The organism is Rhodococcus sp. ACPA4, assembly GCF_002300185.1.
GTDB lineage: Bacteria > Actinomycetota > Actinomycetes > Mycobacteriales > Mycobacteriaceae > Rhodococcus_F > Rhodococcus_F globerula.
Window position 1 is genome coordinate 1,372,867 of sequence record NZ_NSDY01000002.1, and the last position, 19,592, is coordinate 1,392,458.

The 19,592-nt window shown below is 58.4% G+C and carries 21 protein-coding genes; 13 read left to right on the plus strand and 8 right to left on the minus strand.

Annotation, left to right across the window (positions count from 1 at the left end):
* Positions 1-403: 403 nt before the first annotated feature.
* A complete protein-coding gene (locus CJ178_RS29525) occupies positions 404-1,000 on the minus strand; it encodes a T3SS (YopN, CesT) and YbjN peptide-binding chaperone 1 (protein WP_095888594.1) in 597 nt (198 codons plus the stop codon).
* A gap of 341 nt (positions 1,001-1,341) precedes the next feature.
* On the opposite strand from CJ178_RS29525, the gene CJ178_RS29530 reads away from it, so the two are divergent.
* The 5 genes from CJ178_RS29530 (at position 1,342) to CJ178_RS29545 (ending at position 7,178) form a co-directional block, all read left to right on the plus strand.
* Positions 1,342-2,640, plus strand: coding sequence for a plasmid pRiA4b ORF-3 family protein (locus tag CJ178_RS29530; protein WP_257013531.1), 1,299 nt, complete (start codon positions 1,342-1,344; stop codon positions 2,638-2,640).
* A 389-nt stretch (positions 2,641-3,029) separates the two neighbouring features.
* Positions 3,030-4,682 carry a sodium:solute symporter family protein gene (locus tag CJ178_RS29535; protein ID WP_179300873.1) on the plus strand — a complete coding sequence of 551 codons (1,653 nt, stop codon included), beginning with the start codon at positions 3,030-3,032 and terminating at the stop codon, positions 4,680-4,682.
* 27 nt (positions 4,683-4,709) lie between these two features.
* A complete protein-coding gene (locus CJ178_RS33075; protein ID WP_045071446.1) occupies positions 4,710-4,841 on the plus strand; it encodes a putative transporter small subunit in 132 nt (43 codons plus the stop codon).
* A gap of 85 nt (positions 4,842-4,926) precedes the next feature.
* On the plus strand, positions 4,927-5,388 hold the full coding sequence (locus tag CJ178_RS29540) for a MarR family winged helix-turn-helix transcriptional regulator (RefSeq protein WP_095888595.1): 462 nt from the start codon (positions 4,927-4,929) through the stop codon (positions 5,386-5,388).
* Positions 5,385-7,178: an AMP-dependent synthetase/ligase gene (locus CJ178_RS29545; protein ID WP_045071440.1), complete on the plus strand. Its 1,794-nt coding sequence runs from the start codon at positions 5,385-5,387 to the stop codon at positions 7,176-7,178. The genes CJ178_RS29540 and CJ178_RS29545 overlap by 4 nt, the downstream gene beginning before the upstream one ends.
* Here the strand turns inward: CJ178_RS29545 and CJ178_RS29550 are convergent.
* Genes CJ178_RS29550 through CJ178_RS29560 form a run of 3 tightly spaced genes read right to left on the minus strand, consistent with a single transcriptional unit; the run spans position 7,175 to position 9,030 of the window.
* Positions 7,175-7,555: a helix-turn-helix domain-containing protein gene (locus CJ178_RS29550; protein ID WP_033236025.1), complete on the minus strand. Its 381-nt coding sequence runs from the start codon at positions 7,553-7,555 to the stop codon at positions 7,175-7,177. The two genes, CJ178_RS29545 and CJ178_RS29550, sit on opposite strands and share 4 nt — an antisense overlap.
* Positions 7,556-7,579: 24 nt before the next feature.
* The gene (locus CJ178_RS29555; protein ID WP_095888596.1) at positions 7,580-8,809 is read right to left on the minus strand and encodes a type II toxin-antitoxin system HipA family toxin; all 1,230 of its coding nucleotides are present in this window, start codon (positions 8,807-8,809) and stop codon (positions 7,580-7,582) included.
* Positions 8,806-9,030, minus strand: a complete 225-nt coding sequence (locus CJ178_RS29560) for a helix-turn-helix domain-containing protein (protein ID WP_092807465.1) — start codon at positions 9,028-9,030, stop codon at positions 8,806-8,808. The genes CJ178_RS29555 and CJ178_RS29560 overlap by 4 nt, the downstream gene beginning before the upstream one ends.
* Before the next feature lie 263 nt (positions 9,031-9,293).
* Between CJ178_RS29560 and CJ178_RS29565 the strand changes: the two genes are divergently transcribed.
* Both CJ178_RS29565 and CJ178_RS29570 read left to right on the plus strand, forming a co-directional pair.
* A protein-coding gene (locus tag CJ178_RS29565; protein ID WP_095888597.1) for an IS3 family transposase occupies positions 9,294-10,516 on the plus strand; the annotation gives its coding sequence in 2 pieces (ribosomal slippage) (positions 9,294-9,600 and positions 9,600-10,516; 1,224 coding nt in all).
* Positions 10,517-10,704: 188 nt separating this feature from the next.
* Entirely contained in the window at positions 10,705-10,929 is a 225-nt protein-coding gene (locus tag CJ178_RS29570) for a hypothetical protein (protein ID WP_033236028.1), read from the plus strand.
* Positions 10,930-10,981: 52 nt separating this feature from the next.
* On the opposite strand, the gene CJ178_RS29575 is transcribed toward CJ178_RS29570, so the two are convergent.
* Positions 10,982-12,037, minus strand: coding sequence for a 2,3-butanediol dehydrogenase (locus CJ178_RS29575; protein WP_095888598.1), 1,056 nt, complete (start codon positions 12,035-12,037; stop codon positions 10,982-10,984).
* Positions 12,038-12,194: 157 nt separating this feature from the next.
* On the opposite strand from CJ178_RS29575, the gene CJ178_RS29580 reads away from it, so the two are divergent.
* The 3 genes from CJ178_RS29580 to CJ178_RS29590 all read left to right on the plus strand — a co-directional run bounded on the left by CJ178_RS29580 (position 12,195) and on the right by CJ178_RS29590 (position 14,372).
* Positions 12,195-12,710: a DUF3558 domain-containing protein gene (locus CJ178_RS29580; protein ID WP_175393637.1), complete on the plus strand. Its 516-nt coding sequence runs from the start codon at positions 12,195-12,197 to the stop codon at positions 12,708-12,710.
* A gap of 31 nt (positions 12,711-12,741) precedes the next feature.
* Positions 12,742-13,083 (plus strand): hypothetical protein, encoded by a 342-nt coding sequence (locus CJ178_RS29585; protein WP_092807473.1) that lies wholly within the window; start codon positions 12,742-12,744, stop codon positions 13,081-13,083.
* A gap of 218 nt (positions 13,084-13,301) precedes the next feature.
* A complete protein-coding gene (locus CJ178_RS29590) occupies positions 13,302-14,372 on the plus strand; it encodes an MBL fold metallo-hydrolase (RefSeq protein ID WP_143547553.1) in 1,071 nt (356 codons plus the stop codon).
* A gap of 17 nt (positions 14,373-14,389) precedes the next feature.
* Here the strand turns inward: CJ178_RS29590 and CJ178_RS29595 are convergent, their stop codons facing one another.
* From CJ178_RS29595 to CJ178_RS29605, 3 genes are all read right to left on the minus strand, one after another.
* Positions 14,390-14,743: a UBP-type zinc finger domain-containing protein gene (locus tag CJ178_RS29595; RefSeq protein WP_095888600.1), complete on the minus strand. Its 354-nt coding sequence runs from the start codon at positions 14,741-14,743 to the stop codon at positions 14,390-14,392.
* A gap of 61 nt (positions 14,744-14,804) precedes the next feature.
* Positions 14,805-16,244 (minus strand): ATP-binding protein, encoded by a 1,440-nt coding sequence (locus CJ178_RS29600; RefSeq protein WP_095888601.1) that lies wholly within the window; start codon positions 16,242-16,244, stop codon positions 14,805-14,807.
* A gap of 9 nt (positions 16,245-16,253) precedes the next feature.
* The gene (locus CJ178_RS29605) at positions 16,254-17,930 is read right to left on the minus strand and encodes an FAD-dependent oxidoreductase (RefSeq protein ID WP_095888602.1); all 1,677 of its coding nucleotides are present in this window, start codon (positions 17,928-17,930) and stop codon (positions 16,254-16,256) included.
* A gap of 191 nt (positions 17,931-18,121) precedes the next feature.
* On the opposite strand from CJ178_RS29605, the gene CJ178_RS33755 reads away from it, so the two are divergent.
* The 3 genes from CJ178_RS33755 to CJ178_RS29620 are packed head-to-tail and all read left to right on the plus strand — an operon-like array spanning position 18,122 to position 19,582.
* Positions 18,122-18,634, plus strand: a complete 513-nt coding sequence (locus CJ178_RS33755) for a DUF3558 domain-containing protein (RefSeq protein ID WP_373557495.1) — start codon at positions 18,122-18,124, stop codon at positions 18,632-18,634.
* A 26-nt stretch (positions 18,635-18,660) separates the two neighbouring features.
* Positions 18,661-19,062 (plus strand): hypothetical protein, encoded by a 402-nt coding sequence (locus CJ178_RS29615; RefSeq protein WP_179300864.1) that lies wholly within the window; start codon positions 18,661-18,663, stop codon positions 19,060-19,062.
* A gap of 19 nt (positions 19,063-19,081) precedes the next feature.
* Positions 19,082-19,582, plus strand: a complete 501-nt coding sequence (locus tag CJ178_RS29620) for a DUF3558 domain-containing protein (RefSeq protein ID WP_095888605.1) — start codon at positions 19,082-19,084, stop codon at positions 19,580-19,582.
* Positions 19,583-19,592 lie beyond the last annotated feature (10 nt).

Sequence of the window (19,592 nt, forward strand, 5' to 3'; positions counted from 1 at the left end):
AACTCTGCTATCTGTGCGCCGCAAATAATGCTGATCCCGCGGCTCTCAACTGTTGGCTTTGTTCCTAGTACTTCATCTCCATCCCTGCTACTAACTCAACCTACGAATCGACCGTGACGGAACCATGCTAATTTCCGTCAGCCCGAGCCGGGCGAGGAGAAGGTCGTAGGCAGGGTGTTCGCCGATGATGCGGGAAATGACATCGACGGCTTGGCCGCCTAAGCCGGGTGGGTGCGGATCGTCTCATGAACCGGCGCGTTCGGACCCGCTCGCGGATCGAGGGCGGGAACCTGCTTCCAATCCAACCTGCCCTCTCTGAATTCGGTCGACAATAAACGTCAGCGCGCGTACACCTCTGCAATCGTAGAGATGCGCGCGCGCAATATAAATCGTGGGCTGCTGGCTACTTGCCGGGCGTCGAGGCGACTGCCGTGATGCCAAGCTTACCGTCGGCGTCATCGCCGCAATCGCAGTCACAATCGTCGCCGCAACCACCGGTGTTGCATTCGCCGGCGTAACTGTCGTCGTCTTCGTCGCAGTCGAGGGTGCCGCCGAAGGACTCTGCAAAATCGTCGTCGAGTTCGTGCGTGAAGGCATGAACCTCGTCGACCAGGTTGAGGAGATGCTGCGGGGCGAAGGGGTCCGCATCAAGCATCGTCGAGACCAGCAGGTGGTCGCCACTGAAGGCGAAGCGCAGCCGCGGCCATTCCTGTGCGAGTTCGATCAGCTGCGTCGCAGCATGGGCGGGATTCCCGAGACCCGTGAGGACCGAGGACCAGACGTTGATCTGGGGGCCGTCATCCGCGACCGTCACGTAAACGACAAACCCGTGAACCGGCACGACAATGTCGCCGTCATCGTCGGTGTCGGGCTCGCTGCCCAGCAGTTCGGCGAGGGTCTGAACGCACAGGCGAACCAATTCGTCGCGCTCGTCCGTCACCAGGGCAATGGCGCCGTTGATGTGGAGGGGCTGGTCGGCGGTCGTGTCGTGGTCGCTCATGGATCCTCATGTTCTGTGCCAGTCCGAGCAGGCGCTTGGCACTGTTTTCGTGCGGTGGGTGTCAGGTCTACGGTAGTCGGCGCACACTCTTGTCCGCTTAGTGGATCATCCAATAGTGTCCCTTTCGACGGGCGCTGAGTAGAATTTCGCCCGCGCAGAGCGACGTGACTCGAGTCCCGACAAATCCGGCAGCGTTGTGGCAGTGAGTATCTCGGCTTGTCGGTAGGTAGATCTAGTCTCCACAAATGACGGGTCAGCGAGTTCGACGAGCTTCACATCTGCGTTTGGTGCCTGCGTATCAAGCGTCGCAAACCCATATCAAGGTCCGTACACCGAGGCAGATGCGGAATCAGCGTCGACGGCCGGAGGTGGCGAACTTTGTCCTGCGGATCGAACTTGATTGCGTTTCGCCACCCATTTGGCGACGGTTTTCGGTGCCGTCGAATATCGAACTCGACCAACTGCATTCGATCGTCCAGGCGGTCATGGGATGGGGAGATCAACACGCACATCAGTGGGTGAGCGTCCATCATTCAACGAGCAATGGCCCAGATCGGTATATCGCGCGCGAGGTGATCCAGTACGACGGATACCAGGAAGACGAGTTTGGTGAGGACGAAGTCCGGATCGACGAGGCGGTCACCGCGGTAGGGGAGTACGTCCGATACGAGTACAACGTACGTGCCAAGTGGAGTCACACGTTGTTTCTCGAGCAGATTGTCGAAGACCAGCCGATTTCTGCGCCATCCTGTCTTGACGGCGCGAGAGCGTGCCCGCCGGAGGATTCTGGCGGTCCGGTCGGGTATCTCGAGTTCCTGAACGCGCAGGTGAGTACCGGGCTGTTCGATCCCGAACGTTTTGTTCTCACAGAGTCCAATGCGGCAGTCACCACGTCGGTGGCACTGCATAGGTCACCGCCTGTGGGCAGCTCGCTGTTCGAGAAGTTCTTGCGCCGCCTGTCTGTTCATTCCGCGCCGAAACTGTTTGCCGCAGTTGCCAAAGCGGAGCTAAGTGGTGGGTATGACAACTACTTCGAGACGATGTGTGAGGGAGCAACCCGCCAGTTGCTGTGGCTGCTGAACTCCGCGCGAGGCGGTGGGATTGTGTTGACGGCGTCCGGGTCACTGCCTCCGGACCTTGGTGCGTCTGCCCGAGACGAACTCGATTGGGACAGTGAGTGGACCGATGCCGCGGGAGGGAGTGACTCGCAATTAGCAGTCCTCGTTGAAGTCGCAAAGACACTGAGATTAGTCCGAAAACTCCGAGGCACACTGATTCTTACCCGCCTCGGTGCGTCGGTGATTGCGTATGAAGGCGAGTTGTGGCGCCACATCGTGATGGCCATGCCGTTGGGAAAGGGCGAGCTGGCGCAGGAAGCCGGCCGAATTCTGTTCCTTACGTTGGCTGCCGGCCTGTCGGAGTCCGAACGTAGTGAAGTGATGATCGAAGGACTCACGGCATTGGGTTGGTCGACAACAGACGGAACACTCCTCGGCGACGACGATTGGATGTGGATGGTGAGAGGCACTCTCCTGTACCTGCGAATGATCGGGGCGATTGTCTCCAATCCGTTGGACCAGCATGTTTCCGCCGATCCTGAGTGGGGCCGACGTTTTGCCAGGATGGTTCTGTCTAAATAATTACCCGATCGAATCGACCGTCGATATCAATCGATGCAGAGTTGTTATATGTGCTGGAAGCGCATGATTTCCCGGCGACGGAATCCCGAATATTTTCGGGTGGCAAAATATGCGAGTTTTTGTTCGAAATTGCCATCATGCTAGGGTCGATCCTCAGTTGTTGAATTGCGTGGTCGAGCCAAAAGCTTGCGCAGAAGATTTATTTTGTGGAGGTTGGGTTTCGGAAAAGACGAAGTGCGTGTTGCTAGTCAATTGAATATGTGACCGGTGTTGGTATGACGGTCGCTCCTAGGGCGTGCAGAAGCGAAGCGCAAAGATCCTGAACAGGGGTTTTTGCGCGTTGTTCTGCCGATTATGTGCGAAGGATGTGGCATGTGACGGGGTCCGACATGGTCCAGTTCAGTACCTTGGTAATTGTTTCACTGCTTGTTGCTTTTTATGGTGGAACATTTCTGATTTCTCTTCGTATTGGTAAGAAGCAGGAAAATGCCGACGGTTTTATGACCGCCGGAAACAAATTAGGATTTGGTGTTTCGGCCGCGAGTATGACGGCCACTTGGATTTGGGCGTCGTCGATGTACGCATCCGCCACTTCTGGCTACACCTACGGAATCTCCGGCCCCATTCACTACGGTTTGTGGGGCGCGTTGATGATTCTCTTCATTTATCCCTTTGGCCAGCGAATTCGTAAAGTAGCGCCGAAAGCCCACACTCTGGCCGAGGTCATGTACGCGCGGCACGGACGCTCGAGTCAGTTGATGCTCGCAGGTTCCAACATCGTCGGCAGTCTTATCAGTTTGATGTCGAACTTTCTCGCTGGTGGTCTGCTGATCGCGTTGCTTTCGCCGTTCAACTTCATTCAGGGTGTGTTCATCGTCGCGCTGGGCGTCCTGCTGTACACGTTGTGGTCAGGTTTCCGTGCTTCGGTGCTGACCGACTTCGTTCAGCTGATCGGAATGCTCGGTGCGGTAGCGGTTTTGGTGCCGTTCATCTTCTTCGCAGCGGGGTTCCCGGCGGCCTTCGAATCCGGCGCAGGCAACCTCACTGCTGAGCAGGGCAACTTCTTCTCGAGCGTTGCCTTCTTCGAACAGGGTGCGCCGTACATCGCGGCAGTTCTTGCATACGCAATCGGCAACCAGACCATCGCCCAACGACTCTTCGCGGTCCGCGAAGACCTGATCAAGCCCACCTTCATCACCGCAACTGTGGGATACGGCGCAACGGTCATCGGTGTCGGAATGCTGGGTGTTCTCGCGCTGTACCTCGGAATCGAGCCAACTGATGGTGACGTCAACAACCTGATTCCGCAGATGGCCGCGTCGTACCTGCCCGGAATTTTGCTTGCTGTCTTCTTTGTCATGATCATCGGCGCGCTGTCGTCGACGGCGGACTCGGACCTTGCTGCACTCTCGTCCATCGTGATGACCGACGTGTACGGCCAGGCTGTCGCCGGCAAGGCTAATGCGAACCCTCGACGGATGCTGCTTATCGGCCGAGTAACGATGATTGTTGCGACGGCGGCGGCTATCTCCTTGGCAAGTCTGCAATTGAGCATTCTGGATCTGTTGGTGTTCGTCGGCGCGCTGTGGGGCGCTTTGGTGTTCCCGGTTATTGCGAGCTTCTACTGGGGCAAGGTCACCAACAAAGCCTTCACTGTGTCGGTGCTGGTGGCTCTTGCTGCCTTCTTGCCCGTCCGATTCAGTTGGGTGCCGATGGATGGGATGTTCGGGATACTCTCCGACATCGTTGCCGTTGTCGGTATCGGAGTGGTGCTGGGGCTCATGACATTTGGATTCTTCGGTCTGAAGGTTGCGCAGATCGTCGGTGGCCTGGCGATCGTGCTGTCCGCGCCGTTCGCGATCGGCTTCCTGCACGACTACCCAACGCTCAGCGGATCTTTGGTGGCCTATGCCGTAAGTACCGTCGTGTGTTTTGCGATGTCCGTCAATCAGCGTGAGACGTTCGATTTCGAACTGATCAAGCAGCGGACGGGAGACTTCGACGAGGAAGAGTTTCCTGCTGTGGGAGCGTCCGGAAAGTAACCGTCGAGACAAGTGGAAGGGATACGAATGAGTACAGCTCTACTGACCGTTTATGTTCTGATCTGGCCGGCGTTGGTGCTGGTTGTCTTGGGAGTCATCAGCAAGGGATTCTTCAAGGATTGGGCAACTGCTCGCCGCAACGGTGAAGATCTGGTCTAGCTGTTCACGCCGCCACCGACGCACTTGCTGTCGGTGGCGGCGGTCATATTGCGTCGGACACAGGGGTCGGCGTTATAGTTGCTCAGTGCAACACAACGGAGCAATGTCGCTCACCGGGCCGCCGGCCGTCCATGACGAGCTGGTGCATCTGACGCGACAGCTGATGACGGGGGATCGGCATTCCGACGATCAGCCGTCCATCGCGCAGCACTCGTTCCTCTCGTTCATCGGCCGCAATGACGGCTGCCGGGCAACAGAGATCTCCGACGTTTTCGGCGTCAACCGCTCGACCATCTCGCGCCAAGTGCGTGGATGCATCGACTCAGGCTGGGTGTATGCCGATCCGGGACCCGTTCGCTTGGGCAATCCGCTCCACCTCACTGACGAGGGTCGCAAATATCTCGACGCCGCCGATGCGCGTCGACTCGACCAAGTCGTCAGCAGGCTGCACGATTGGACTGAGTCCGAGATCGAGGAATTCGCCCGTGCACTTCACCGCTTCAGAATCAGCACAGAATCGCAGACCGACGGAGATGACACCCTGTGAGTGAGTACAGCGCCAAAGCCCAGTTCACTATCTCCGACAACGAGTCGGTGGTGCACACAGTCTTCACTCACGCCGAGCGCACCCCGAACCTCACGGTGTTCTCGCGGCCTATGGGCAACGGGTGGGTCGACGTCTCGGCGAAGGAATTTGCCGAGCAGGTCATGGGCGTGGCAAACGGGTTGATTGCCGCCGGTGTTCAGCCAGGGGACCGCGTCGCGCTTCTGTCGGCCACTCGCTACGAGTGGACGCTTTTCGACTTCGCCATCTGGGCGGCCGGCGCTGCGACGGTTCCGATCTACGACTCGTCATCGAAGGGCCAGGTTGCTTGGATCCTCGAGGATTCCGAGTCCGTCATGGCCATCGTGGAGACGGGGACGCACGAGCAGTTGTTCCAGGATGCGCCCCCTAGTCTGCGCGCTGTCATGCAGATCGACGCCGGCGCTGTGGCAGAGCTGACCAAGCAGGGCATCGACGTCGACGAAACCGAGCTGAAGAAGCGCCTCGACGGTATCCGCGCTGACGACCTTGCATCGCTCGTCTACACATCCGGTACGACGGGGCGGCCGAAGGGCTGCATCCTCACTCATCGGAATTTCTTGTCCGAGGTGCGCGGCATTCTGACTGCGTCGATCGGTAAGGTCGCGGTTCCGGGAAACCGAGTTCTGACCTTCCTTCCCCTGGCACATGTACTTGCTCGTGCAGTGTCCTTGGCGACGTTCGAAGCTGGTGCTGCGCAGGCGCATTGGTCTGATTTCTCGAACATTACAACGCAATTCGAGCGGTACAAGCCCAATACGATCCTCGGCGTCCCGCGGGTCTTCGAGAAGGTTCGCGACGGTGCGGCGCGGAAGGCGGAATCCGGCGGCAAGGTTCCCGGTGCAATATTTGCTTTTGCAGAAGCAACGGCCAAGGAGTACAGCCAGTCTCTCGACGCCGGTGGCCCGTCCCTGGTGCTCAAGGCGAAGCATGCTGTCGCAGACAAGCTTGTGTACTCGAAGCTGCGCGCAGCACTCGGCGGCGAGTGCTGGTTCGCCATTTCCGGCGGCGGTGCACTTACCCCGGAACTCGGCCACTTCTTCCGTGGGCTCGGCGTTCCGATCTACGAAGGTTACGGACTCACTGAAACCACGGCAGCGCACTGCGTCAACATTCCCGGGGCTCAGAAGATCGGCACCGTCGGGCAGCCTATGGGCGGCAACGGAGTTCGCATTGCCGAAGACGGCGAGATCGAGCTCAACGGTGGAGTGGTCTTCAAGGGTTACTGGAAGAACGAAAAAGCCACCGAAGAGTCCTTCGACAACGGTTGGCTCCGCACCGGCGATCTCGGTGAACTCGACAGTGACGGTTACCTTTCCATCACCGGCCGTAAGAAAGACCTTCTGGTGACGGCAGGTGGCAAAAACGTTTCACCCGGCCCGATGGAAGACCGTATTCGGTCGCATTCCATCATCTCGCAGGCCGTGGTCGTCGGCGATGGAAAGTCTTACGTCACGGCACTTCTGACGGTTGATCCCGAGGTGTTCGAGAAGTGGAAGGCCGATAACGGCAAGCCCGCCGAAGCAACCGTCGCTGAACTGCGTGACGACAATGATCTTCGGGCAGAAATGCAGAAGGCGATCGATGACGCCAATTCGGCTGTCTCGCATGCCGAGTCGATCAAGAAGTTTGTGATTCTCGATCGGGATCTCACTGAGGAAGACGGTGAAATGACGGCAACCCTCAAGATCAAGCGAAACGTAGTCGTCGACCGGTTCTCCAAGGAAATCGAAGGTATGTACACCAAGAGCTAGGAGCGCTTGGGGAACTGCTCGCGGTAGGCCATGACGTCGTCGAGTCGGAATCTGCGGTGGGTTCCGCGTAGCTCGATCGGGAGCTTGCCGGCATCGGCAAGCTTGCGGACATATGTGTCCGAGACGCCGAGAATTTCCGCAGCTTGAGACGTTGTGAGTAGTTCGGCAACGGCACCGAGCGCAACACTGTCACCGTTGGCGAGGTATTTCAGCAGCGCTACGACGGCATCGCCCACTGAGGCCGGGACGTCGATTGTCACGCCGTCGATCACGAGCGTCGTCGTGGCAGTTGAGGTTTGAGCGAGCGCTGACAGCGCGGTCTTGATCTTTTCTGCGTCGGCGCTACCGACTGCTGAAATTACGTGGTCAATGCTCACGTCGAGCTCCGATCGAAGTAGTTGTCACATGAGTGTTGTCAGGCGATGGCGAAGAAGGCCGGCGAGAAGTTCTGTTGTCCTTGCATCGAATCCGATCTCGGTGCATCGCTCGGCCCAGCCGTGTGCAGCTTTGACCAGCGCGTCGATCATTCGGGTTACCGCGCGTTCGCGAAGTCCGAATCGTAGTCCGGCGTCGATGAAGTTGGCGCGGGTCAGGCGATTGGCGCGCCCGTACAGGTTCATCGCCATCGGATCATTCCAGCCGGTGTACGGCTGAGTGCTGAGTAGATCGTAAGCCGGACTCGGTTGCCACAATGAGTTCGGCGCGTAGATCGATAGGTTCTTTCCGTGTAAGTCTCCATTGCCGATGATCCATGAAAAGACTACTGTGCGAAGCAATTCCAGTGTGGATGCAGATTTGGAGCCGCCGCCCGCTTCGCAGGCATCGGTTAGCGCCGTGATGGCAGTCTCGGTTTTCATCCGGTACTTGGACGCCGGATAGATGCCGGCAACTTGGCATGCATCCTCTTGAGCGATGCGGTGGCCATCGCGGCGGTCGAAACGCTCGACAAGTAACGCACTCCTGCCGTCGGCGTCGTGGAGAAGTCGAGTGGTCGGCACGCGTAGCCCACATGCTGCCGCCATTCTCATGAAAAAGTGTTCGTTCTCCGACAACAGTGGGAATCCAACGGGCGGAGTGAGTTTGAGGATCGCGGGCCCGGAGGGAGTGTTTGTCGGTACCGACCACATATTTGCACTGACCTTGGGTTGGACTCCGGAAAGTGCAAGCGGATCTGCGTCGACCGAACCGGCGAGGCGATTGAATAGGCTGTGGAAGTTGGCGTCTCGTTCCGGCGCAAACATCGGTTGCGGTTCCGGTGGGACACTACCAGCGGGCACGATCCGCACATTTCCGATGGTGTCGGCGCCGACGGCCAATAGCAGAGTCAGATGGTCGTCGATCGAGGTTTTGGTCGAGGAAACTACCGCGCCGAGGCGAACACCCTCCGGGAGAAGGCCTGCGAAGAAGGGGGGAACCGCACCGCCGGTGGTGACCACGGGGTAGTGCCCATTCGCGAGCAACGACCATGACACTGAGTGAGATCGGATCGATGACTCGGTCGATGACAGCGTGCTGTAGTCGAATTCGATCGTGTCGTTTGTTTGGCGTGTGAGGGTGGCAACCTGCACGTCGTCGATGTAGACGTCTGCATTGTCGATGTCCGTCAGCGTCGTGCTGAGAGGGCTGCTCATTGAGGCGCCTCGAGTTCGGCGATCGTGATTGGCTGCAGGCGCAGTCCGAGGGCGTCGGCAATTTCGACGATTGATGCCAGCTTCACAGATCCGGTGCCGTATTCGAGCGCTTGAACGCTGGATCGGGACACCCCGGCTAGGTCGGCGAGTGTTTGCTGGGTGAGTCGGAGTTGGACCCTGCGTTCGGCAAACAACTCACCTATGCGTGCAATTTCAGGCATAGGACTGCTGCGCGTTGGTGAACTTCTACGTGGCTGACTCATTGCCGCTCCTATGCCTTATTTTGCAAGCATAAGTCAGGGTGGGGTCGCAGGGCAATCTCAAATGCTCGTTATGCTTGCATTTTCGTGCATTAGCTTTCCCTTAGCAGGGTAGTCGAGGAGATCGTCCATCGGAGCGTCAACCTACTTGCGGGCCTTGACCCCGCGGGTTGGACACGCTTGATCCTGGTCTCAGACCAGGGAAAGCGAGAAGATCTAACCCGATGGCAAAGAAAAATTACTCCGAAGAGTTCCGCCGCGACGCAGTCGCGCTGTACCGCGACACCGACGGCGCGACCGTAGCCGGGATCGCCGCCGACCTCGGCATATCCCACGGCTCCCTGACCACATGGCTGAAGAACGCGGGAATCCCGATCCGCAGACCCGCCGCCACCGCTCCGGGGCCCGGCACCGGCGAGACACCCGAGCAGGAAGCCGCCAGGCTCCGCGCCGAGGTTGCACACTTGCGAGCGGAGAAAACCAAGCTCGAAACCGAGCGAGACATCCTGCGGTCGGCGGCAAAATATTTCGCCGGAGAGACGAATTGGTGAACCGCTTCCAGTTCGTTGCAGACCACTCCGACACCTACCCGGTGAAGCGGTTGTGCCAGGTCATCGATATCGCCCGCTCGTCGTACTACGCATGGATCAACGCCGCCGACACGCGGGCTGCCCGCGCAATCGCCGACCTCGAACTCGCCGAGAAGATCCGCGCCGTCCACACGGTGGACAACACCTACGGGCGGCCCAGGATCACCGCCGAGATCAATCACGGACAACCCACCGGCCAGCGGGTCAATCACAAACGGATCGCAAGGATCATGCGTGCCAACAACATCGAGGGCCTGCGGCTGCGCCGAAAACACCGCACCACCATCGCCGAACCAGCCGACACTCCGGCGCCGGACCTGCTCAACCGTGATTTCACCGCCGCCGCACCGAACACCAGATACGTCGGTGACATCACGTACTTGCCATGCGGAGACGGTGAGTTCTTGTATTTGGCCACGGTGATCGACTGCTTCTCCCGACGCCTGGTGGGCTGGTCGATCGCCGAGCACATGCGTACCGAACTCGTCGAGAACGCGCTCGAGGCCGCAGCTCGCACCCGCGGCGGTCTTGCCGGTGCAGTGTTCCACGCCGATCGCGGAAGTCAGTACACCTCAAAGTGTTTCGCGATGATCTGCGCGGATTTGGGTGTTGCACAATCGATGGGAGCGGTGGGCACGAGCGCGGACAATGCCCTGGCCGAGTCGTTCAATGCGACACTCAAACGCGAAACGCTGCAAGGCGCAGCCCGCTGGGAATCGCCCCGGGCGGCAAGGCTCGCGGTGTTCCGGTGGATCACCCGCTACAACACCCGACGCCGGCACTCGTACTGCAACTATCTCAGTCCCACCGACTACGAAAACGCTCACACATCCGATAGCCTGCAGCAAGCCGCGTAATCACAAACCCCGTGTCCAGTTTCCGGGGTCAAGGCCCTTGCAGAGTTGGCGTTCCCCATCTTTCAGACCAGCCTGATCGGAATTCAAGTCGTTTGGCGAGAAGAGTTTTCGGGTGTCGCTCGAACCTAACTCCCAATATTGCTGTGACTCGACGTAGCATCCTGAATGTGGCTAGACGATCGGTAACAGTGAGATTTGATTCAGAGGAACTGGAGGCTCTCGAGGCTCTCCGGGAGCTTACGGGCGCGGACATATCCAGCGTCGTGCGCGAAGCAGTCATCGAGCACGCGAAGCGATGTGCCAGGCAGGCGCCGCCGCGCGATATCGGCGACAAGCGTAAGTCCCTGACCTTGAACGATGCCTTCGCGCGATACTCGGCGATGTGTGTTGAGCAGGAGCGGGAAGCTTCCTAAACCAAGGAGCGGTGGAGACATGACGTCCCCACCGCATTTCCCGGTTGTTGAATTATGAACGAACTAGAATCTTGACCGCTGTGTCGTTGTGTTCGATCAAGGTTGTGAAGCCTTCTGAAATCAACTCTTCGAGTTGAATGCGTCCGGTGATGAACGGGGCGAGGTCGACAACTCCGTCCTGAACCATTTTGATGACAGCTTCATGATCGCGGACGTACGCGATTGTTCCTCGCAGATCGATCTCTTTGAGGACCAGCTTCTGCATGTCGATGGTCGCGGGCTTGCCCCAAATTGACACGTTGACAACCACTCCCGCGGGTCGAACGGTGTCGAGCATGGTGTCGAGCACTGCGTTGACGCCGGCACATTCGAATCCGATATCCGCGCCGATGCCATCGCTGATCTCGAGAACGCGGGCCTTCACGTCCTCGCTGCTCGGATCGATGACATAGTCAGCGACACCGCTGGACAGTGCCTTTTCTTTACGCGCACCGCTGAGTTCCGTGACGATCGTTGTTGCGCCAAGACCTTTGAGTACTGCGGCGACCAGCAGCCCGATAGGTCCGGCGCCTCCGACAATCGCGATGTCGCCACTTTGGGCGCCGCTACGAACGATGGCATGGTGTGCAACGCTCAACGGCTCGATCAGCGCAGCTTCGTCCAATGGGATGTTGCCGATCTTGTGAACCCAACGTCGGTCAACCACAACCTTTTCGCTGAGTCCGCCACCGCCGCCGGCCAATCCGATGAATCCCATCTGAGTGCACAGGTGATAGTTGCCGGCTTTACACGGAGCACATTCGTTGCAGACGAAATACGGTTCAACGACGACGTTTTCACCCACTTCGACGTCGGTCACGCCTTCGCCGACTTCTTCGACAGTGCCCGAGAATTCGTGCCCCATAGTGACCGGCGCGTTCTCATGAGAGAGGGGGTGGGGGTGGCCGGGCGCCGAGATGAAGATTGGACCCTCGAGGTACTCATGGAGATCGGTGCCACAAATCCCGCACCAGGCGACCTTCAATTTGACGGTACCGGGCCGCACTTCGGGCTCGGGAATGTCTTCGATTCGGATGTCTTTCTGACCGTGGAACCGTGCTGCCTTCATAGATCCGCACCTCACTTCGTTGTGAATCCGCTGGTAGATCAACGCTAGGACTCCGATGGTGGGGTGTGAAGGGTTGCAATGGATTGCAATTGTTGGAACCGGGAGAGCCTCCCGTGCGTCAAATGGTGTGAGATGCGTCGATGGAGGGGAGTGCGCTGTGAGGGAATGGGGCGCTTGTCTTTCGCTCGCAGCGACCGTTTTGCTCGGGGGATGCTCCTCGACAGTTGAAGGCGAGGCTGTTCGGCCTGAAGGCAACGAGGGACTATTCGACCCCTGTTCCGCGATCCAAGATGATGTGATCACGAGCCTTGGTGTTGACGCGTCGACCGAGGAGAACGGTGTTGCCGGGGTGAGTCAGGCAGAGTTCGTGATCTGTAGCTGGGCATCGGATTGGTATGAACTTGGCGTCTGGTCAACCTTTCATACCCTGGAGGATGTTCGACGCAATCCCGACGACACTGATATCCGTGACGCTTCTGCTGTAGGTGATGGGGCGGTCACCTTTCGTGAGGTGTGGGATGTTGACGGGAGTACATGTTTTGTTGCGCTGCCCGCGGATCAGGGCGCGATATTTGTGAGAGTTGATGCATATCAACAGGCTCAGTACCCGGAGGACATCTGCGGTCTGGCCACCAGGCAAGCGATTGCGCTTAAACCGTATCTGCCCAAATAACGCTGCATAGCTAGTGGAAGGGTCAACAGACATGGGGCATCCAATCGGTGACGGATTCCTGCTCAACAGCGATGCTGCCGAGCAGTTACGCGCGGCATGTGAAGCGTGGAGTAGTGACCTCAAGGCGCTCAAGATCGACGCCGAGAAGCTTGGAACCCTTGGAGGATTTGGCACCCTCGGTTCGGCTGATGCTCTGAAATCGAAGTTCGAGAAGAAGGCTGTTGCTAGGACCGACTCACTAGTCAATGCGTTGGAAAGTCATATCGCAGTAGTCGATGACATGCGTGCGTACTTCCAGAAGTGCATCGACGATGCTACGGAACAGGAGCAGGCGAATGTCGACTCACTCAGAAAGATAAGCCCGAGTAACTGAATCGTCCCGCACTACGCGGATTTCTGGCCTCTGATTTGTGAGGGATTACCAGTAGATGGGTGATCAAGAGAAAATGATAGTGGCTTTACGAGCTGCGGCGGAATCTGCAATGGAACAGCATGGTTACCTCTAGTTGGTCGGAGACTTACAAGCATCGCCGCGAATCCGAGAGTGGGGAATGAAGTTTGATGTGCGCACTCGCCACCTAGACTGCAGTCATGTTTTCGAACGAAGTTAGCCGTCGGAGCTTTGTCGTGGGAGCTGCCGCCGCGGCTGCCTCAACCCTTGGAATGACGAACGCGTCGGCTTCCGTTCCAGCTTCAGTGAATCCGACTATCACTGCGCGCCAACGATTCTTCGGGCCCGAGAATGTTGATCCAGCGACCGGCGAAGTGGATTCGTCAAAGACGATTCTTTCGTGGTTCGGTGTCACGAATTTTGCGATGGCCATCGCGGGCAACGTCGTTCTACTGGACGCATGGGTTCCTCGAGGCGAGTTCTCGAACTATGTACCGACCAGCCCCGAAGAACTGGCGGCGCTCGCTCCGAGCCACATCCTGATTGGGCATGGGCATTTCGATCACGCCGCTGACGCTGCCGAAATTGCCTCGATGTGTGGAGCAACCATCGTTGGAACAGACGAGCATTGCAGTCAGATCGCAGCGCAAGCCACAACTGAGCTCCGAACGTTGCCGCTGGATTCTGACCGAACTGACTTCTCGCTATCCAACGGTGTTGCCGTGCACTCTGTTCGACACTTGCACTCCGCGCTGCGTGCCCCGCGAGGCGAGCAACCACCACTTGTTCTTGTGCCCGATTTCAGTCCGGCCATCGAACATCCGCCGACACCTCACGACACTGCACACCTGGCGTCGCATTTCAACGACGCCGAGGGTGGATCGTTGCTCTACCAGTTCGTGGTCGGTGACTTCGTACTGACCTGGCACGACAGCACAGGGCCGCTCTTCACCGACGCTCCGGAGATCCTGGACGCTATGCGTGCGTTGCCTGTGTCCACAGTTCAGATCGGGTCTATTCAGGGTTACAACCAATACACGAACGGGCTCAGTGACCCGCTCGACTACATCCGAGCACTGCGGCCTTCGCTCTTCGTTCCGGCGCACCATGACAATTGGCTCGCGCCGCTCTCCGCGCCGGCCGTCGCGTACGAAGAGCGGCTGCGTCAGGCACTCGCAGGCTTGCCGACGTCACCCGAACTATTACTGCTCACCGATCCGGCAGACTATGTCCAGCCACCACGGCTCACGTTCGACATACCGGTGAAGTGACAGACGTAGATTCAGATTCAGTGGATGTGCTCCTGCCAATCAGCTGGCACTCGGCCGGCCGGACCAGGAACCGGCTGGTTGGTGGGATGCGAAGTGGGCGGGGCTAATTCAGGTCCGTCGTAGGCTTCCTGCGTTTCGAAGCTCCAGAACCAATCCTCGCCAGGCTCGAAGCTCTGCATGAAGGGGTGCTTGGTAGCCGCGGCGTGAGCGCTGGCATGTTGTGACGGGGATGAGTCACAGCATCCGATGTGACCGCACTGAGTACATCGACGCAGATGCACCCACCAACCGCCAGCAGCGTCGCATTCGACGCACCCGGCACCGCTCGGCGGCACACTCGGATCAATTCCAGCTGGAAGTCCGTCGGTCATGGTCAGTCCCTTCGTTGAAGTGGCTCTGCTTATTCATCGTGCGCGCCGAGTCGGGCGTGCGCTACTCGGCATCGTCGACATGGTTGCGCTCTGGTCCAGAGATCGGCAGGAGAACACGGAAGCGGGTGTCCCCGGGTTCGGATGTGACCCGAAGTTCACCGTGATGTTTGCCGACAACGATTCTCCACGAAATGTCCAGGCCCAAGCCCGTTCCCTCGCCGACCGGTTTCGTGGTGAAGAAGGGCTGGAAGATTCTGTCGATGACGTCGTCGGGGATTCCCGATCCTGTATCGCAGATTTCGATGCAGACTCGATCGCCGTCGCGGCTGGTGCGAACAGTCAAGGTCCCAGTGCCATCCATAGCAGCGACAGCGTTGTCGATCAGATTGGTCCACACTTGATTGAGTTCGCCTGCATACGCATCGATGGGTGGGAGTGCCCGGTCGTATTCCTTGACGACGGCGATGTCACCGATTTTCTGTCCCAACATGATCAGCGTGCTGTCAAGCAATTCGTGAACGTCGATGGTCTGGAAGGGCGCGCGGTCCATTTGCGAATACTGTTTGGCCGCACCGACAAGCGTGGAGATTCGGGTGGTGGAATCGGCGATCTCGTTCATCAATAGCTCAGACTCGATGGTGTAGTTCAACCAACGGATTGCCCCCTCGAGCACGGACTCGTCCACTGCTGCGGCAACAGTCTCCAGCCAGTTGGTGTCGAGGCCAGCTTGGACGAAGGTTGGTGCTAGGTCCCAACCTTCGCGGATGGAATGGTCCTCGAACCATTCACCCAGGGAGTCTTCTCGATCGGATGCTTCAAGGGGCGTGAGCGTCGGAGCCTTGGCAACAACTTCGGCGACTTCCTCTTGCATATGCATGAGGGTGACAAGTGAGTCGCGATCGTAGAAGCCTGAGGCGATCATCCCCAGTTTGCGCCGCATGCCGGCGACGCGTTCGCGCAACGACGCGGTCGCCCGCACTGCGGCGGCCGCGGGATTGTTCAGTTCGTGGGTCAATCCGGCGGAGAGGGAGCCGAGGGCGAGAAGACGCTCACGTTGATCCATGATCTGGCGGGTGTTCTGGTTCCCGAAGAACACTCCTTCGAGAAGGTGCACAGCCATCGGAAACCATTCGCGCACTACAGCGCCGAACTTGTCGGCGTCGAGAACGAAGAAGGTCGACGGCTTCGTTACACGCAGCGACGCCGAATAGATTTGCGGGACACGATCACCCAAGTACGACGTCCAACCGCCGGAGTAGACGCCTCTCTGGGAGGTGCGCACCATCTCGATGTCTTCGCCGCCGGAGAGTTTCGACATGATTAGCTCGCCCTCGATCAGGACGTAGAAGCACGATGCCGGGTCGCCTTCGAGGTAGACCTGGCCGCGGTCGATTTCAGTGATGTGGCCACTCTGGCAGAGTGTTTCGAGTTGATCGTCGGTGAGCTCCTCGAACAGGAACAGTGTGCGAAGAAGTTCTGGACTGCATTCTGGGACAGACATCAAATCTCCCTATTGTTGAGCGAGATAGCGGTGGACGAACATCACGGCCATCGCTCCTTCACCGACAGCCGACGCGACCCGCTTGGCTGATTCGGCATGCACGTCACCGGCGACAAAGACTCCGGGAACACTGGTTTCGAGGTGGTGGGGTGCTCGGTCGAGGGGCCACCCTTGCGGTGTGATGCCGTCGGCGGCGAGGTCGGGGCCGGCGACGATAAATCCATGTCGATCGCGAACAACAACGTCGCCGAGCCAATCCGTCAGCGGAGCGGCGCCGATGAAGATGAACAGCCAATGTGCGTCGACGATCTCTTCTTCACCAGTTGCTCTGTTCAGCAGCGTGATTCGCTCGAGGTGATCGTCACCGTCAGCGGCGATTACTTCGGTGCAGGCGCGAACCGATATCTTCGGATTTTTCTCGATCTGCTGAATCAGGTAGTAGGACATGGATGCTTCGAGTGAAGCGCCCCGGATGAGGATCGTGACGGATCGTGCACCGCGTGAAAGATAAACAGCTGCTTGGCCGGCGGAGTTTGCCCCACCCACGATGTAGACATCCTGCTCGCTACATCGCGCGGCCTCGGTGACAGAAGACCCGTAGTACACGCCTCGGCCGGTGAACGTGTCGAGCCCGGGAGCCGAAAGTTGACGGTACGAAACACCCGTGGCCAAGATGACAGAATGCGCATCAACGGATGTGCCGTCGTCGAAACGAACTGTGCGGGCAGAGCCGTTGATTTCGAGACCCGTCACATCGCGGGCTGTGATGACCTCAGCGCCGAACTTTGTTGCCTGCCTCCGCGCGCGATCGGCCAACTGTGATCCGGAAACACCGTCCGGGAAGCCGAGATAGTTCTCGATACGCGAGCTTTGACCGGCCTGTCCACCTGTGGCGCGTCGTTCGATGAGGACAGTTCGCAAACCCTCCGAGGCTCCATAGAGAGCAGCACCCAACCCCGCCGGTCCACCGCCGATGACAACCAAATCGTAGAAGTCCTCGGACAGGGTGGTGCTCAGGCCGAGTTTGTCCGCGAGTTCGGTATCCGTCGGCTCGACCAGTACGTCACCATTGGGAGCAATGACGACGGGAAGGTTTAACTCGTCGACCCCTGCGGCGGTAAGGAGTCGTTGTCCCTCAGGCTCGTCCGACATGTACCAGCGGTAGGCAAGTTGATTGCGTGCCAGGAACTCTCGAACATCAGAGGATCGTCCAGACCAACGATGACCGACGACTTTGGTTTCCTCCGCAGGGTGGTGACTGGAGCCGGCCCAGGCGTCGAGGAGAGCGTCGATGACCGGGTAGAGCTTTTCTTCCGGTGGGTCCCAGGGTTTGAGCAGGTAGTGATCGAGGTCGACGACGTTGATGGCGTCGATCGCGGCCTCGGTATCTGCATACGCAGTAAGTAGAACGCGCCGAGCTATGGGGTAGAGATCCATTGCCTGCTCGAGAAATTCGATTCCGCTCAAACCGGGCATGCGGTAGTCGGCGACGATAACGGCGACAGCGTCTCCGCGAAGCTTCATTTCGCGCAGAGTTTCGAGCGCCTGATCGCCCGATTCGGCGCGGATGATCCGATATTTCTCGCCGTAGCGTTTACGAAGGTCGCGGACGACGGCGCGGGAAACCCCGGGGTCGTCGTCGACGCTGAGAATAGCTGGTTTGGCAGGTGCTTTCGGCGCGCTCACTCGGTGCCCTCCCGACGTTGTAGTCAACCCCTCCAGTATGCGACTGTCACGAGCAGCGTCAATCGCTACAGATGCGCTGCAAGCGAACATGGGGACGTGAACTGGGAATTTGTCGGTAGCGGGAACCGATTGAGTCGCCGGCGCATCAAATAGAGTGTGTTCATACCGAAGGGGGCCCGATGAGAATGTCGATGGGGGGTCGGCTTCTCGTGGCAGGGATATTGGTATGGGCTCTGGTCGGATGCGGCTCAGCCGTGGAGGGGGAGGCTGAGCCGCTATCCGGTCAAGCGGGACTATTCGATCCGTGTACGGACATTCCGGATTCTGCGATCAGGGGCGCCGGACTTGATCCGTATACGAAGGAGGTTGATATCGCCGGTGTTGAAATCCCCGGATGGAAGCTCTGCTCGTGGAAGGGCCCGTGGTACTTCGTTGTCGTTTTATCGAACGTGTACTCATTGCAAGATGTTCGGGCCAACACCGATTTCACCGGATTTCACGATGTTGAAATTGGCCAGAGGCAGGGTGTTCAGTACTCCCGAGCTCAGGATCAAGTTGGTGCGTCCTGTTATATCGCGACGCCAGTTAAGCAGGGTTCGATCTGGCTGCGGGTCTCCCGGATAGGCCTGCGTCTGATTGAGGAGCCCACCTGCACGCTTGCTGCGCGATATGGAGCCGAACTTGAAACCTATTGGCCACGTTGAAGATCAAATGAATGATGGGAGTTGTTGTGGCAAATCCTGATGGGTCGTTAGATGGCTCGCGACCGTCACAATGGGTAACTTGGAAAGGCGAAGTTGAAGGCGGCGCTATCGAAGTGGACTTTGAAGTGGCACGCAAACTCCGTGGCATTTGTGGGGCATTCCGAGCGGAGCTGGAAATGGCCTTTGGCGAGATCGATTCGGTATCAGATGTGAAGGGAATGGGCACGCTTCAATCGGGAATTGACCTGGCGCGCAAATTCTCCCTGAAGGCGTCCGGTGGCGAGGACTCGCTCGAGAAGTCGCTCCTCAGTCACATCGACGTTCTCAAGGAGATGGAAGCGTACTTTCAGGCATGCGTGACCCGCTATTTCGCTGTTGAGGCGGAGAATATGGATCGTCTAGCGCGACATGAAGTATCGGGATCCTAGATTGGCGCGCCTTCGGCTTATGCTGGCAGCCATTGTCATTGGGCTGTTTGCGGTGGGGTGTGATTCAACCGTCGAGGGTGAGCCTGAGCGCGCGTCTGGTCAGGAGGGATTGTTCAACCCCTGTACGGACATTCCGGACTCGGTGATCGAGGAGGTCGGTCTCACCCCTTCGACGGAGCTCATCGATATTGACGGTGTAGAGCAACCAGGATGGAAGATGTGTATGTGGAAATCGACGTGGTACTTCTTCACGATCATGTCGACGAAATACACGCTTGATGATGTGCGAAGCAATTCGGATTACACAAAATTCGATGAGTCGATAATTGCTGATCGAGTTGGACTGTGGTTTCAGCGGGAATCTGACGAAACCATCGACGGGTGCTACCTAGCGTTTGCGGCATCTCAAGGTTCGGTGTGGCTCAACATCGAAGCAGACGCGGGGACGCCGCACCAAGGCTCTACCTGTGGACTTGTCGAAAGTTTTGCATTGCAGCTTGTTTCGTCCTTGCCCCGATAAATCTCCGAGA

Bases quoted from the DNA above. Each gene is read 5' to 3' on its own strand.
- CJ178_RS29620 (WP_095888605.1), top strand. From the start codon at position 19,082: ATGCTGGCAGCCATTGTCATTGGGCTGTTTGCGGTGGGGTGTGATTCA.
- CJ178_RS29595 (WP_095888600.1), bottom strand. From the start codon at position 14,743: ATGACCGACGGACTTCCAGCTGGAATTGATCCGAGTGTGCCGCCGAGC.
- CJ178_RS29525 (WP_095888594.1), bottom strand. From the start codon at position 1,000: ATGAGCGACCACGACACGACCGCCGACCAGCCCCTCCACATCAACGGC.
- CJ178_RS29590 (WP_143547553.1), top strand. From the start codon at position 13,302: ATGTTTTCGAACGAAGTTAGCCGTCGGAGCTTTGTCGTGGGAGCTGCC.
- CJ178_RS33755 (WP_373557495.1), top strand. From the start codon at position 18,122: ATGGGGGGTCGGCTTCTCGTGGCAGGGATATTGGTATGGGCTCTGGTC.
- CJ178_RS29575 (WP_095888598.1), bottom strand. From the start codon at position 12,037: ATGAAGGCAGCACGGTTCCACGGTCAGAAAGACATCCGAATCGAAGAC.
- CJ178_RS29555 (WP_095888596.1), bottom strand. From the start codon at position 8,809: ATGAGCAGCCCTCTCAGCACGACGCTGACGGACATCGACAATGCAGAC.
- CJ178_RS29535 (WP_179300873.1), top strand. From the start codon at position 3,030: ATGGTCCAGTTCAGTACCTTGGTAATTGTTTCACTGCTTGTTGCTTTT.
- CJ178_RS29600 (WP_095888601.1), bottom strand. From the start codon at position 16,244: ATGTCTGTCCCAGAATGCAGTCCAGAACTTCTTCGCACACTGTTCCTG.
- CJ178_RS29560 (WP_092807465.1), bottom strand. From the start codon at position 9,030: ATGCCTGAAATTGCACGCATAGGTGAGTTGTTTGCCGAACGCAGGGTC.
- CJ178_RS29585 (WP_092807473.1), top strand. From the start codon at position 12,742: ATGGGGCATCCAATCGGTGACGGATTCCTGCTCAACAGCGATGCTGCC.
- CJ178_RS29530 (WP_257013531.1), top strand. From the start codon at position 1,342: ATGCGGAATCAGCGTCGACGGCCGGAGGTGGCGAACTTTGTCCTGCGG.
- CJ178_RS33075 (WP_045071446.1), top strand. From the start codon at position 4,710: ATGAGTACAGCTCTACTGACCGTTTATGTTCTGATCTGGCCGGCGTTG.